Origin of the sequence: Pantoea dispersa, assembly GCF_035783935.1 — a bacterium.
Taxonomy (GTDB): domain Bacteria; phylum Pseudomonadota; class Gammaproteobacteria; order Enterobacterales; family Enterobacteriaceae; genus Pantoea; species Pantoea dispersa_C.
In genome coordinates, this window is record NZ_JALKOV010000005.1 from 1 (window position 1) to 15,050 (window position 15,050).

The 15,050-nt window shown below is 59.5% G+C and carries 12 protein-coding genes; all 12 read right to left on the reverse strand.

The genetic code is table 11. The features are described from left to right. Window positions 1–141: 141 nt before the first annotated feature. Complete coding sequence (locus MXF20_RS11355; protein WP_325969461.1) at window positions 142–1,608, reverse strand: serine/threonine-protein kinase; 1,467 nt, start codon at window positions 1,606–1,608, stop codon at window positions 142–144. A 29-nt stretch (window positions 1,609–1,637) separates the two neighbouring features. Beyond that, window positions 1,638–4,247, reverse strand: a complete 2,610-nt coding sequence (gene tssH / locus MXF20_RS11360) for a type VI secretion system ATPase TssH (protein WP_325969462.1) — start codon at window positions 4,245–4,247, stop codon at window positions 1,638–1,640. A 54-nt stretch (window positions 4,248–4,301) separates the two neighbouring features. Further along, the gene (tssG, locus tag MXF20_RS11365) at window positions 4,302–5,348 is read right to left on the reverse strand and encodes a type VI secretion system baseplate subunit TssG (protein ID WP_325969463.1); all 1,047 of its coding nucleotides are present in this window, start codon (window positions 5,346–5,348) and stop codon (window positions 4,302–4,304) included. Next, a complete protein-coding gene (gene tssF / locus MXF20_RS11370; protein WP_325969464.1) occupies window positions 5,345–7,219 on the reverse strand; it encodes a type VI secretion system baseplate subunit TssF in 1,875 nt (624 codons plus the stop codon). Before tssF ends, tssG begins: the two co-directional genes overlap by 4 nt. A gap of 2 nt (window positions 7,220–7,221) precedes the next feature. Beyond that, on the reverse strand, window positions 7,222–7,797 hold the full coding sequence (gene tssE / locus MXF20_RS11375) for a type VI secretion system baseplate subunit TssE (protein ID WP_021506795.1): 576 nt from the start codon (window positions 7,795–7,797) through the stop codon (window positions 7,222–7,224). Then, complete coding sequence (locus MXF20_RS11380; protein WP_325969465.1) at window positions 7,787–8,611, reverse strand: type VI secretion system accessory protein TagJ; 825 nt, start codon at window positions 8,609–8,611, stop codon at window positions 7,787–7,789. Before MXF20_RS11380 ends, tssE begins: the two co-directional genes overlap by 11 nt. A 16-nt stretch (window positions 8,612–8,627) precedes the next feature. Then, the gene (locus MXF20_RS11385; protein ID WP_325969467.1) at window positions 8,628–9,605 is read right to left on the reverse strand and encodes a hypothetical protein; all 978 of its coding nucleotides are present in this window, start codon (window positions 9,603–9,605) and stop codon (window positions 8,628–8,630) included. 10 nt (window positions 9,606–9,615) lie between these two features. Beyond that, window positions 9,616–10,407, reverse strand: a complete 792-nt coding sequence (locus MXF20_RS11390) for a PP2C family protein-serine/threonine phosphatase (RefSeq protein WP_325969468.1) — start codon at window positions 10,405–10,407, stop codon at window positions 9,616–9,618. Then, entirely contained in the window at window positions 10,404–12,224 is a 1,821-nt protein-coding gene (gene tagH, locus MXF20_RS11395; RefSeq protein WP_325969469.1) for a type VI secretion system-associated FHA domain protein TagH, read from the reverse strand. Before tagH ends, MXF20_RS11390 begins: the two co-directional genes overlap by 4 nt. A gap of 310 nt (window positions 12,225–12,534) precedes the next feature. Beyond that, window positions 12,535–12,930, reverse strand: coding sequence for a lysozyme inhibitor LprI family protein (locus MXF20_RS11400; RefSeq protein WP_325969471.1), 396 nt, complete (start codon window positions 12,928–12,930; stop codon window positions 12,535–12,537). Window positions 12,931–13,345: 415 nt separating this feature from the next. Continuing rightward, window positions 13,346–14,338: a hypothetical protein gene (locus tag MXF20_RS11405; RefSeq protein ID WP_058771447.1), complete on the reverse strand. Its 993-nt coding sequence runs from the start codon at window positions 14,336–14,338 to the stop codon at window positions 13,346–13,348. Between the two features lie 149 nt (window positions 14,339–14,487). Beyond that, window positions 14,488–14,970 carry an Hcp family type VI secretion system effector gene (locus tag MXF20_RS11410; RefSeq protein WP_021313206.1) on the reverse strand — a complete coding sequence of 161 codons (483 nt, stop codon included), beginning with the start codon at window positions 14,968–14,970 and terminating at the stop codon, window positions 14,488–14,490. Between the last annotated feature and the right edge of the window lie 80 nt (window positions 14,971–15,050).

Below are 15,050 nucleotides of genomic sequence, written 5' to 3' on the forward strand. Positions count from 1 at the left end.
ATGCGCGCGTCCGTGGCCAGCAGCTCGGCGTTCAGCTCAAACGACTGCGACAGCGCCTCGGCGCCGGTGAGTTTCCAGAACAGCAGGCCGTCCATCGGCAGCTGCGCGGTGATGCGTGAGAACATAATAAATCCCTGATGATTAACTGTGTGGATCGAGCAACCAGACGCCTTCTTCGCTGATGGTCAGCGTTTGCTCGCGCGTGCCGCCCTGGCCGCTGATGGCAAAGGTATAGTTGCCTGGCGCCAGCTGCAGCGCGGCAAAACCGTTGGCGGCAGGCACCAGCGCCTGCGGTTTGCCATTCACCTGGACGCGTTCGCCCTGCTGCAGCTTGATGTAAACCTGCGCGACCGGCTCCGGCGGCGGCGCAGGCTGCGGCTCCACTTCGCGCGGTTTTTCCGGCGTTACCGCTGCCGTTGCGGCTGGCGCTGACGACGCTGACGGCGCTGAAGGTGAAACTGCCGGATCAGCAGCTGGCGCGCTGTTTTGCACCGTCTCTGCCGGCGCCGCAGGCTCATCGCCCCCGGACATCAGCAGGCCCACGCACAATCCCACCAGCACGCCCGCAGCTACCAGCCCCGGCAGCGCTAAGCGATGGCGCAGCAGCGATTTCACCGGCGAGAGCGTTTCGGCTTCGTTCGCTTCTTCCACCGGCACCAGCATGGTGCCCGGTCCGCTGATTTTGGCGCTCAGCAGCGGTTCCGGTTCGCGCTCTGGCAGCGCCATCAGCGCGGCAAAGGCATCAATATCCTGCGGCCGATCTTCCGGTTTGAGTGCCAGCGCGCTGTCCACCGCCGTCAGCAATGCCTGGGAGTAGCCCGGCAGGCGGCGCGCGGCCAGCGGCTGGTAGTTATCTTCGATGCTGCGCACCACGCTCACCGGCGGTGGCGCCCCGGTGATCAGCGTGTGCAGCACCGCGCCCAGCGCGTAAATATCCGTCCACGCGCCCTGTTCGCTTTCGTCGTTATCGCTGTATTGCTCGATGGGCGCATAGCCCGGACGCAGCATGGTTTCGCTCTCATCCGACAGGTTGCCAATGGTTTTACGCGCGGAGCCAAAGTCCAGCAGCACCGGCTCACCGCTGCTCTGGATCTGGATGTTATCCAGCGAGATATCACGGTGCAGGTAACCGGCGTCGTGGATGGTTTTGATCGCCCCCAGCAGCGGTGGCAGCAAGCGACGAATCCAGGCTTCATCCACCAGCTGCGGATTGCGTTCGCGCAGGTTCGATAAGGTGGTGCCGCTGTAAAACACCGTGCCCATATAAGCAGTGTCGTTCTGCACCCAGAAACGCAGCACGTGCAGCAGATTAGGATGGTTGAAACGGGCCAGCAGGCGCGCCTCCTGAATAAAGCTGTTCAGCCCGGCATGAAAGGTTTTGCTGAAGCGTTCGCTGCGCAGCACCAGGTTCAGATCATCGCTGCGCACCGCCAGCGAAGCTGGCATAAACTCTTTGATGGCGATATCACGCTCGAGCTGATGATCCCAGGCACGATAAACAATGCCAAAGCCGCCACCACCGATCACTTCTTTAATTTCAAACTCATTGAAACGGTAACCCACCGGCAGAGCGTTGGGTACGTTGAGGGGATTATCGTGTTCCGACATTTTCGAAAACTCTCTGATCACTAACGGCTTTAGACATCGAACTGGCAAACAAACTCGCCCTGCTCACAGCGCACCTGCACGCGACGATAGCGTTCATCGCGGGCGTGGGCGCTGAGCAGCATCTGGCTCATCTGCGGCAACAGGGTATTGGTAAGGATGGCGTCGACCATGCGGCCACCGGACTCCACTTCCGTGCAGCGCTGCACGATCTGGCTGATGACCGAATCGTCAATCTGCGCGCTGATGCCGTGGTTGTCGGCGAGGCGCTGAACAATACGGCCCAGCTGCAACCGGACGATTTCCGCCAGCATCGCGTCGCTTAGCGGGTAATACGGCACCACCAGCAGGCGACCGAGCAGCGCCGGCGGGAACACCTCCAGCAGCGGTTTGCGCAGTGCGGTACTTAGCGCCTCCGGATCCGGCATCAGCTCCGGATCGGCGCACATCGCGCTGATCAGCTGCGTACCGACGTTGGAGGTCAGGATAATGATGGTGTTGCGGAAGTCGATATGGCGCCCTTCGCCATCCTCCATCCAGCCTTTATCGAACACCTGGAAGAACAGCTCGTGCACATCCGGATGCGCCTTCTCGATCTCATCCAGCAGCACCACGCTGTAAGGACGACGCCGCACCGCTTCGGTCAGCACGCCGCCTTCGCCATAACCCACGTAGCCCGGCGGTGCGCCTTTCAGGGTGGAAACGGTGTGGGCTTCCTGAAACTCGCTCATGTTGATGGTGATGATGTTCTGCTCGCCGCCGTACAGCGACTCGGCCAGCGCCAGCGCGGTTTCGGTTTTGCCGACGCCGGAGGGACCGCACAGCATAAAGACGCCGACCGGTTTGTTCGGATTGTCGAGGCGCGCGCGTGAGGTGCGCACGCGTTTGGCGATCAGATCGAGACCGTGCCGCTGGCCAATCACGCGCTGGTTGAGCGTATCGGCGAGATTGAGCACCGCGTCGATTTCGTTTTTCACCATGCGCCCCAGCGGGATCCCGGTCCAGTCCGCGACCACGGCGGCCACCACGCTGGCATCCACGGCGGCAAACAGCAGCGGCGCTTCGCCCTGTACCTGCTGCAACTGCTGTTGCGTCGCGTCCAGCTCATCGCGCAGCGCGACTTCGCCCTCCGTCACGCAGCGCGCCCGCAGCGCAATAAGCTGATCGACCAGTTCACACTCCTGCTGCCAGCGCTGCTGCAGCGCATCGCGCTCAGTTTCCAGCGTCGCGCGCTGCGCGGCAACCGCCTGCGAACGCGCCGCGTCGCCCAGCCCGACTTTGCTTTCGCGCGCAATGATTTCCGCTTCAATCTCCAGCGCGGCCAGACGATGCAGGCAATCTTCCAGTGCCGCCGGCTGTGCGCCCTGGCTCACCGCCACGCGTGCGCAGGCGGTGTCCAGCAGCGCCACCGCTTTGTCCGGCAGCTGGCGCGCCGGAATGTAACGGTGCGACAGCTTCACCGCCGCGCTGACTGCCTCATCAAGCAGCAGTACCTGATGGTGCTTCTCCAGCGCACTGACGGTACTGCGCAGCATCAGAATCGCTTTGGCTTCATCCGGCTCCTGCACCTGCACGGTCTGGAAACGACGCGTCAGCGCCGGATCTTTCTCAATATACTTTTTGTATTCGGCCCAGGTGGTGGCCCCGATGGTGCGCAGCTGGCCGCGCGCCAGCGCCGGTTTCAGCAGGTTGGCGGCATCACCGGTGCCCTGCTGGCCGCCGGCTCCGACCAGCGTGTGGATCTCGTCGACGAACAGCACGATCGGCGTCGGGCTGGACTGTACTTCATTAATCAGCGCCTGCAGGCGTGCTTCAAATTCGCCTTTCATGCCGGCCCCGGCCTGCAGCATGCCGATATCCAGCAGCCACAGCTGCACATCCTGCAGCGGAGCCGGTACGTCGCCAGCGGCAATACGCAGCGCCAGGCCTTCGACCACCGCGGTTTTGCCAACGCCCGCTTCGCCGGTCAGCAGCGGGTTGTTCTGCCGGCGACGCATCAGAATATCCACCATCTGGCGGATCTCTTCATCACGGCCGGTGACCGGATCGATGCGTCCTTCGCGTGCGCGCGCGGTGAGATCCTGCGCGTACTGCGCCAGCGTGCTGGTGCTGGCTGCCGGTGCGGCACTCTCCGCGCCCGGCTGCGCCACCAGCGCCTGCTGTGCTTCTTTACTGCTGGCGAGCAGCGTGTCGAACTGCTCGAGCAGCGCATCAGCATTGATACGGCCAAACTGGCCGGAGATGCCTTTCAGCACGCTGGCGAGGTTGAAGGTTTTGAGCATGCCAATCAGCAGATGGCCACCGCGAATGCGCGTCGCACCGTACTTCAGCGAGGCATAGACCCAGGCGCGCTCGACCGCGCTGTCGATGTGTTCGGCGAGATCGGAAACCGCACCCGCGCCGCGCGGCAGGCGGTCGAGCGCCGCGACGATATCCCGCGTCAGCGCGTTTTCATCCAGTGAAAAATGGCTGATCACCCGCTGTAAGTCGCCATCCTGCTGCTGCATCAGCTGGTGCAGCCAGTGCACCAGCTCAACATAAGGATTGCCGCGCAGTTTACAAAAGGCGGTGGCGCTTTCCAGCGAGGTAAATAACAGCGTATCCAGTTTGCCGAATAACACGGCACGGCTGATTTCTGACATATCGGGTCTCTTTGATGAAAGAAGCAGGCTGTGTAACAGGGAAAAGCGATTGGGCTAGCTTGCGGCTGCCTCAACCTCAAACATGAAATCTTCGCGATCCTGCGGCTGTGGCGCGTGTCCCAGCCAGCTGGTGTAGCCCAGCCGGGCATTGCCTCCCAGCGTGACGCTTTGCACTTCTTCCGCCGCCAGGATCAGACTGAGGTCCCACTGCATTTCGATGCCGAGATAGTGACGCACCCAGTCGCGCACTTCGCGCGCGCCCGGCGCATCCGGCAGAAAGTGGGCATACTGCTGCGCGTTCAGCGGACCGAGCCGCAGGCGAAAGCGGTGCTGCACATCGCGCACCGCCACGCCGAGAAACGCCGATTCGCCCAGCCGCGGCATCTGGCGTCCGGCCCCCAGCCGCGCCTGATCGCGCGCGTCCAGCGTCAGCCACTGCGGCACGTTTTGTGCCAGCTGCACCGGTACGCCAAAGTAGTGACGCAGAATGCGTACCAGCCCTTCGGCATCGTGACCGTGGCGGCTGAGGTGGCCGACCAGCATCAGCCGCGCATGCAGGCTGAGCGAACTGGCCTGCTGCTGTGCCGGTAAACCGATGCCGGCCAGACAGGCAAGGTAATCGACAAAGCGGCTGTTATCGGCGCGATCCAGCGAAACGGCCGGCTGCGCATCGGCCCAGGCGCGATAAAACAGCAGCGTGGCGCGATGGTGAAAGATGTCGGCAAACGCCGCCAGGCTGTGATCCTGATGGTGCACCATGCGCTCGTGCACATATTCCGTCAGGTGGGTCGGCAGCGGACCGTTGGGGCCAAACAGGCCAAAGCTGTATATCGCCACGTCATGGCGCGCGTCCTCTGCGCGCGGCTGCACGCTGGCCAGCGTTGCCGGGGCAAACGCCAGCGATGGTTTCTGACCAATGCGCAGCGCTTCGAATTTCGGCAGCGGCGCGCGTCCCAGCGGATAACGCTGGCCGCCCTGCGCATCCAGCCGGCGCAGCAGCTGAAACAGATCGTAGCGCCACGGTGCCGCCATCACTGCCTGCCAGAAATCGTCCGGCAGCCGCTGGGCGCGCTGCAGCGGAATGATCTGCCCTTCGCTCATAGCAGCGCCTTCCTGCCCATGCGCGGCGGCCAGTAGCCCACCTCGCCGCGCTGCTGGCTGTTGAGGGTGAATTCGGTAAAGCTATTCAGCGCCACCAGCCGGCCGCACACCCGCTCCAGCACGCTGCCGAGCAGCCACGGACTGGCACCGGAGAACGCCTGTTCGTCGACCTCCAGCGTGATGCTGACGCCGCGCGCAAACACTACCGGGCCCGGTTCCGGCACCCGGCGGTTGACCGCGCTGAGCTGGCAGTGGCGAATACCGTCAATCTGGCGCGCCACCGCCGCTTCGGCGAGATTGGCGTACAGGCTCAGCAGCTGGCGCAGCGCAGCCGCGCCCTGGCCGTCGCTGCTGTCCATCAGGCTCAGGTAGTTCATCTGCAGGTGGCTAATCAGACGCCACGCGGAGAGCCCTTCGGCCAGCGCCGGACGCGGCGGCGTCGGGCCTTTACACAATTTCAGCTGACCGACCGGGATCGAATCCGGCATGACGAAATTGCCCTGCTCCTGCTGCAACAGCATCAGGGGCAGATCGCGGCTGGTGCAGAGCACGTCTGCCGACAGATAGCGCATGTCGTCGCGCCACGGCGTGTGATGCTCATCCACCAGCGACAAAAACACTTCCGAGCCGATGTAGCCGGTGCGCGTGCCGTAACGCTGCGCCTGCTCGGACAGCGTGCGCTGCTCGCGGCGCAGCGAGAAATAGGCGCCGTAATCGCCGTCGTCGCCGCTGAAGGTGCTCCAGAACGGGCGGAACATCTGCTCTTCGCGCTTGCCCTCAACGGTGGCGTAAAGCCGCTGTACCGAGTGCACTTCGTAGTCCAGCGGCCGGATGTTATCCACCACCAGATGATATTCGTGCTGGCTGTCGCTGACCTTCAGGCGCTCGGCCGTTTTGGGAAACAGGTTGATCACCGGCGTGCAGTGCAGCGCCAGATGGCTGCTGTCCACCACGCTTTCCAGCGCGCTGTCGGCCTTATCCAGCAGGATGATAATGTCGAATTCCTGCGCGTTGTCGCAGCGGCGCAGAAACGGTGCCAGCTGGCTCAGGCTGATGAACTGGAAACGCGCCGGGAAGGCAAAATACTCCTGCAGTAGCCGGTAGCCGTCGAAGTTGCGCAGATCGTCCGGCAGCAACGCCTGCTCCGGCGCAAAGCCTTCCTGCTGTAGCGCCTCATCCGGCAGCACCTGGCGCAGCGGCTTCTGTTCGACCGATTGCAGCAGCATGCCGACGCGGTGCTGCATCAGCAGTTCCAGCAGTTTCAGCGCCTGAATGTCCGGGCCGCTGAGATACAACATTAAATCGGCGACGTTCAGCTGGCTAAGCGACGAAATGCCTTCACAGGCGATGCGCACGCGCAGCGCGCTGGCCGCACCGCGACCGCTGAGCTTCAGTTCACCCAGCGGCAGATCGCCCGGCACGCCGCCGAGGGAAACGTCGCTGATGCGCAGTGGATGCAGCGTGACATCGTGCGCCGTGGTGTAGCTGCAGGTTACGCCGTTTTTCTTCAGGTGCTGGCTCTCCATCATGGTGCCGCGCGGCACGTGGAAGCCATTACTGATGTCGCCTTTGCGGCTGTCCGGCGTGAGCTGTGCAATCGCCATCGACGGCGTAGGTGACAGATAAGACGGTGCAATCATCTCCAGCAGCCGCTGCGAGAAGCGCGGGAACTCGGCGTCCATTTTGAGCTGCACGCGCGAAGTCAGGAAGGCAAAGCCCTCCATCAGCCGCTCAACGTAAGGATCGGCAACTTCGATGCCGCGCATCCCCAGCCGCCCGGCAACTTTCGGATAGCGCGCAGCGAACTCCGCGCCCAGCTCACGCAGATAGGCCAGTTCGCGGTTGTAGTAGTCGAGCAGTTTGCTGTCCATGATTAACCTGCATCCAGTAGTTCAAAGTGACCGCTTTCCAGATCAACCTGGGTGCGGAACAGAAACTCCAGCGGATAAGGCACGCACCACAGGCGGCCTTTGATCTCAATTGATAACACGTTGTGCAGGCTGAGCGATTTCAGATCGCTAACGCAGCGCACCTGCAGCCCCTGCGGCAGAATGCGCGGCTCAAAGTGCAGAATGGCATCGGTCATTTTGCGCTGCATATCCTGCCATTCGATGTCGGAAATGTTCTGTCCGGCCAGCGGCGCCACGCCAAAATTCCACACCGAGCGCTGCACTTCACCAAAGGCGCTGAGATCCTGCTGGGCTTCGTTGTTGATGGTGTTGAACAGCCACTGCAGATCGCGCAGCACGTGGCGGCGCAGCGTGCTGTGTGAAATCAGCGTGGTGTTGCTGGCTTCGCTCTGCTTGTCCGGCGCGTTGTCAGTCAGACGATCGAGCAGCGAGGATTGCAGCTTGTCGCGCGCGGTTAGCGCATCGCGATTTTTACGCGCGCGGAAACCGCCGTGCAGCTGGGCATAGCCATCGTTGTGCGAGCTGTTATCACGGCTCATCGCTGCCGCCTGGCTGGAACGCCAGCTGCTGCAGCGTCAGCAGCGGATACTCGCCGCTGTCGCTCAGCCACAGCTTCTGGCCGTGACCGATAAACTGGCTGTCATCGTGGCCCAGCGGCTGCCATTCCGTGACGCTGGCGCGCAGGTAGCGCTCATCCGCCCCCGGCAGCAGCGGGTAGCGCACCGGGATCTGGCAAATCTGCTCGCTGCCATCTACCAGCTGCACGCGCGTATGGCGCCAGACCAAATCGGTGACGCTGGCGGGTGCCTGAAATTCCATCTCGCGGATCGCGGCGAACGGAATCCAGTAGTAGCGGCCGTTGGCGATGGCTTCGCACACCGGCCCGAAGCGGCTGTCGCCGTCCATCAGCCACGCGAAGTCTGTCGTCTGTTCCTGCTGCTGTAGCTGGCCCGGATTGGCGTCGGCCTGCGCCAGCGCGGCGGCACGCTGCTCAGCGCCCTGCGCGAAGTCACCGCGAATCTCGGCGGTCAGCGCAGCCAGCAGGGTTTCGCACCACGCCCACGCGCTGCCCGGCAGCTGCGGCTGCGCCTCGCCGCGCAGTACCGCTTCACGCTGCTGCTCACCGGCAATCGCCTGCTGCAGTAAGGTGACGGTCGGCTGCGCCTGGGGCGTCAGCGCCAGCCACGATTGCAGCTGGGTTTGCGCGCGCGTCCAGTTGCCCGCCAGGCACAGCAGCTGCACAAACGCCGCGCGCAGGTCGGCACTGGCCGGGCTGGCCTGAATCTGGCGGGTGATATCAGCGAGGTTATCGGCCAGTGAGGCACTGGCGAGGCGCGATTGTAACGACTCCATGCAAGCTCCTTTTGCGTTAGTTAATGGTGCGGTAAACCGCAGCGGCGGGATCTTTCAGCTCCGGATGCAGCTGCTCTACCAGCTGGACTTTCAGCGGTGCGCTGGCGCTCAGCCACGGCGACCATACTTTGCGCACTTCCTGCAGCCGGGCGCGCAGCGCGCTCTCATCGGCGGCATCGCTGGCGGGCATTTGCACCACCACCTGATCCGGTGCCTGCCAGCCGTTGAACTGGCTGCTGAACGGCAGCACCAGCCAGCTGTCTGGCGACTTCTCGTTGCTCAGCACCATGCGTTCGCTGTTGACGGTAGTGATGCTGAGCTCGGCGCTCTGCTGTTTGTTATTCAGGCCGGCAATCGGGAAGCCCTGCAGGAAAGTGACCACCACGGTTTTTGCCGCACCGTTGCCCATCTGCGTCAGGCTGCTGTGGCCGCTCAGCCAGCCATCCTGACCGCAGCTCAGTCCCTGTTTTGACGGCACGAACAGTGCGCTGGTCTGCGCCGGATGCTGCCACCAGGTGCGGAAGTGACAGCCGTCGAGCAGGCTGAACTGCAGCCACGGCGTGGTATCGGCCTGCGGCGAGTTGAGCACCGGCGCGGCAGGTGCAACCGCAGCGGCCTCTGGCTGCTGCACGGGCGCGGGCGGCGGCGTCACCACCGTTTGCCACTGCTGCGCTTTGGCAGCGCTGCCGCTGGCGATCGGGTTGCCGTCGTCATCGTTGAGCGCCCAGTTGAGCTGCTGCAGCGCTTTACACTGCGATGCCATCAGCCCGGCAACGCGCGGCAGAAAATCCTCCAGTGCCGCAACATTTTTCTCGCCGTGGGTGACGATACGTAAATCCACGTTGCGCTTACACCAGCTCGCCAGCTGGTTATCTTTCACGTCATCAATCCAGACATCCAGTTTCTGTGCCGGGGACTGCACGATGCGATAGTTCTCAGCAAATGCGTGCGTGCTGAGCAGCAGCGCAGCCAGACCCAGTAATCCATGTTTCATGTTGGCGTTCTCAATCTCGAAGAGGGAAAAACTGCGCCGCTTCGGACAGCGAGTGCAGTAAGGTGGTGTCCTGCGGTGAGCCAATCCAGACGGCCAGCGCGCTGAAGTTATCCTGCTGGCCGTTATCCGGCTGACCGTTGCGGATGATTTGCTGCATCAGCGTCAGCCACTCTTCCGGCGTATTGACCATGTGCAGCGACTGCTGCATCTGCTCCAGCGTTACGCCGTGCCAGAAGCCATCGGTGCACAGTAAAAAGGCGTCGCCGTCTTCTATTTCCACCACATCGCTGTAGCTGGCGTCGCGCTGCTCATCGCCCATGCCAAGGGCAAAGTAGAGCAGGTTGCTGTTGATGCCTTCGGTCTGGTGGCCGGCATCTTTCATCTGCTGCACCAGGCTGTGGTCGGTCGTCACGTGATAGAGATAACCGCGGCGAAACAGATACAGCCGGCTGTCGCCCGCGTGCGCCCAGTAGGCTAGCTCGTAGTCGCGGTCGACAAACAGGCTGACCAGCGTGGTGCCCATGCGGCTGTGCTCGCTGCTGGCTTTCTGCTGCTGGCGAATCGCGTGATTCGCGTGGTTGACGTAGTTACGAATTGACTGCGCATCCAGATGCGCGTTGCCGTCGAACGCCTCCATCAGGCTGCTGCGCGCGATGCGGGCGGCCACGTCGCCGCCGGGAAATCCTGCTACGCCGTCGCACACCACGAAGCAGGCTGAGCGTTGGCCGATGACCTCACCGGTTTGATCCTGATTGCTGGCGCGGTCGCCCTGATTCGACGTGGAAGCAATGGTGATATTCATGCGTCATCCGTGTGGGTTTGTGAATCTTTGTACTGATTAACTTCCAGGTCGTAGGCATGCAGGAAAGCTTCGCCGAACAGGGTGTGGAAATCGTCCTCAATCTCGCCCGCCGTCTCGCCGTAGCGCTCAACAAAATGCTCCCACAGCGCGGCTTTGCGGCTGCCCGGCAGGCCGAGGCGCGACAGCGATCCCGCCTGGCGTGCTTCTTCTTCCAGCTGATCCGGGTTAAATGATTGCAGCATCGAAGCGATAATGGCGCGGATCCCGGCGATCATGCCGAGCTGATGCGCCTGCAGATCGATCAGCGCATCACGCACCGCCTGACGCGGCGGCATGAAGCCCGGCATGCGGCTGCCAAACATCTGCATCAGCACGGTTTTGCCGGACGGCAGCAGTTTGAACGGGTTGTTGGCGTCGTCGAGGATCACCGTCATATCCGCTTTCACGCCACGCTTGAGAATCGAACGTGACGACAGCAGCGCGACGGTGCCCTGCGAAAACATGCTCAGCATCTGGCCAAACTGCAGCATCTGCTCGCGGTCGAACTGCGGCGTGGGCTGCAGATCGCGCAGCCCCATGCCTTCCAGCAGCGCATCCAGCAGCTCGCCTTTCAGCGCGTCGCCGCTGCTGTGGCTGGCAGTCGCCTGGCTGGCGGGTGCCGCGTTCTGATGGCTGGAAGCCACCGGATCGATACGCAGCCGCCCTTTCGGCGTCGGCGATGGGACACGTTGCACCGCCTGCGGCGTGGGCAGTGTAATACCGCCGTAATCCATCTGCGGCGCGACCGTCTCTGGCTGCTCTGCCTGCGGTTCGATCAGCGGCGAGGTGGCCTGGGTTTCGGTGTCATCGAACAGTGGCGAACTGCTGAGATCCGCCAGCTCGACCGGTGCCGTCTCCGGCGAGAGTTCACTGTGCGTTTCCGGCTGGGCGACGGGCTGCGGCTGAACGGGCTGTGCCGGCGCGATCTCCGGCTGCGCCAGCGGAACCGCGTTGCCCATCATCAGACCGAGCGGATCGTCGTGGTTGCGCACGTCGCTGCTGCTCTGGCTGCCAAACAGGCTGAGCGGATCGAGCTCGGTGGCACTCTCGACCTGCGGCTGCGCGGCGGCATTCTGCTGCGCCGACAGCGTGCTGGGGGTGCGATCGTCGAAGATACTTTCCTGCGCGAACAGCGCATCGCCTTCATCGAACAGGCTGGTGTTTTTCGGCTGCTGACCAATATCCAGCGGCGCATCGTTCACCAGCTGGGCCAGCGGATCCTCCGGGTTGCGATCGAGGCTGGCCGGCGCGGTGAGCGGATTGGCCTCCGGCAGCACCGCGGCCGCGGCTTTGCGCTTCGACAGATCGTCGGAGATCGAGAACTCTTTGGCGAGGCTGTCCCAGATCTCGCTGGGGATCGCGGCAGTACTGGCATCTTTTTCCGCCGCTGGCGCATCAGCCATTACCGGCGCCTGCACCACGGGCTGCGGTGCCAGCGTCGCGGCCTGCGGCTGCTGCGCGCCGTTGAGGTCGTTGACCAGCAGCTGGTAATCATCGATGCCCAGCACGTCGCCATCCTGTAATTCCACCTGACGCCCGCGCTCCAGCGGGATGTCATTGAGCAGCACGCGCGTCACGTTGCCCCGGTTGGTGAGGCGGCATTCGCCAGCGGCGGTGATGTGCACAATCGCCTGCAGGCGAGAAATGGTGCGATCGTCATCCGGCAGCACCAGATTGTTGTCCACTCCGCGGCCAATGGTGCCGCCGGGCGGCATAAAGTCACAGCGGGTTTGCGGCGGCTGGTGGCCGGGTTTAGTCGTTATTATCGTAAAGCGCATAACGGGTTCCTGCGGTTAGCGGTTCGGCATCTATATTGCGCGGCTCTCCGGGAAAGACGCGGAATATAGGAAGCGGGTAATACGATGCTGTGGGTGATATAAGGTGATTGATGTGGTGCTTTATAGCGCGATGCGCTTTGTCATATTTGCCATTTAGAATTTCCGTTGGCTTAGAAATGATTGCAATTTTTTAGCGGCACCATTTATTGCGCGATGAATCGCGCCGCTACAATATGTGCGTGGTACTGTAATTAATAGAGTTGCTCACTAAGCCAATTAGCGGATAAGAGGCAGAAAAGAGTGTTCTTCTTTAATAAGGAATCTGCTTCAATGATTCCAGGCGTTCTTTATTGATGCGCACAATGCAGATATTAGTCGCTACTTCGTGAGCGATACTCCCTTCCTCTGCATCAAAAGCTTCCAGCTTACACTGTCCATCACGGTACTTTAGCCAGCCACGTTGGGTATTTGTTAATGTGCTAAGGTAATCATCCGCCAGTTTTTTATCCGCGCGGTATGATGATGCAATCCGTTTTTTTGCCGCGGTGTATTCCTGATTCAACGCGTCTTCAGCTAACTGCTTCTCATGAAGTGTGCACTGATAAACGGCGCTATCTGAGGGTTCGCTGGAGCAGAGGGCTGTAGCAAAAGCTGATTTATTCATTACCAAAAGAAAAGTAAAAATATATAACTTTGAAAACCTCAAGCAACCTCCTGAACAAATCAGTGTGTGTGTTTATAAATTAAAATAGTTATGGCACCTACAAATAAAAGCAGTGCACTAATTAAGTTTAGTTTATGAAGCATGAGCAACCATTTGATCTTTTCAGATGGGAGATTCTGAACAAAATTATATGTTTCAGCACTAACTCGCTCATTTTTCTTATGATACATGGTCACACCTTTATAAAGCCGTGCAAAATATGAGACCTTGTTATGATGAAATAATGATGAAAAATGATTAGCAATCTGCGTGGTAATATCTAGCTGCAAATTTAGACGCTGAAACTCACTCAATATAAAATCGAGTTTTTCCTTGTTTTTTTTAAAGAGGATGAATGCATATATTTGCAAGATACATCCTATGCTTATCAGAACTACAGATATTAATAGTAAAAAATTCAAAGTATCTTTTCCATAGTTATACCTGCCCCGGCTTTAAAGCCTTCACTTAATAAGTACCCTCCTGCAGCAGCACCAACAATACTACATGCAAGTATGCCAATTGGTCCTGTTGCAACGCCTAATGCCAGACAAAGACTCGTGCTGATTTCGGCACCAAGGCTCGCCCCATAATAGCCCCCAGCAATACCAGCTGCAAACTCTGAATATTTTGCGACCGCAACCTGCGCACACTGATCTTTGCGATCAACCGTACAAGCCTGATAGACCTCATTCGTCGTATTTAAGGCACCAAATCCTACAGCTACCAACCCCCCGGCTTTCATAAACTTAGCTGCTTTCGCTGCACCATCTACGTAGGTTGAGTAGCCACGAATTGCTCCCACTCCAGCGGTTTGCCAGTCGTGCACAATGGATGAACTGGACAAATTCAATGCATGTTTAATTTTATCGTAGGGTCTCAAATTCAGAATCAATCGCGAAACGCGATTGAGCAGCTGTTCGAGTTCGCCAAACAGACGGCGACGCTCAATAAAAAACTGCTCACCAAATAGCGTGCCTGCCGTCAGGTACTGATTGCGATAGGCATTTTCAATTGCAGTAAGTTTATTTGCTATTTCTGAGAAGTATTTCTCGCCTGCATCACCGATCAGACCAGAAGCTTGATCCATATAATTGGTAATAGCAGCGATCGAAGCATAGTGCCGGTTGAAGAAGTCAGCCTCATCAACGGATAGATGTGCAAGACTATTGTTGGTTGTCGCTTTTGCCGTTGCCAGGGCACTCATCGCCGCAGGATGATTGTTTCCTTCCGGATCAGCAACGATCAGGATTTGTCCTGGTTTAGCCCATGCGACATCAGCATTTAACTGCAAAAAGTAATTTGCCGCCGGCATGTTGCGCGTACCGTAAAGCCACATCGCTTGCTCGGTGAGGCTTCCAGGGCGCTGCACTACACAAAATCCCGGTTCGATGGAAGTTTTACCTGTCATCACAATCTCCTTTTGCAGTTAAATATTCATTTAGTCAAAACAGAATCTTATTAACATCTCTTCTGTAAGCTTTATCCCACCCAATTATATTTTCAGATAACTGTTCTGAAATATTTATAGCGGCCCCACAGGGCCGCTTAATAAAGCCATTACGCTTCTTTATTTTCTTTGATGTTCCAGCCAGCGCTGCTTTCCGCGCCTTTACCACCTGAAGAGCTCTGCTCCCAGTATTGCTGTTTCACTTTGGCAGCCTGGAACGCGTAAGTCACGCTCAGGGTATCGCCATTAGCAGCACCGGTATAATCAACTTTTGACACCAGCACATCTTCCAGTGTGATGCGTGCGTATTCAATCTGCGTGCCGCCTGCTTTGCATACGGACAGCTCTACTTTGCTGATATGCTTACCGCTGGCGCAATTTTTCAGGATTGCAGTGGTGGATTTGTCAATCAGTGCATTTACACTCAGGTCAGCAAAATTTACTTTACCTGCACCGCCGCCGCCGCCAACAGACATATTACCCGGCTGGTTAGCACCCCAGTTGAAAGAGGTAATATCAGTCCAGCCGGTGTGGTTGGAGTCTTTAGACTCGCCGGTCACACCATCAACTTTTAAAAACATATCAATAGCCATAATTATCTTCTCTTGCTTGATTTACGTTCTGCTTTGATAAAGCATCGTTATGGCAAACAGGAAAGCATGGGGCTGAATAA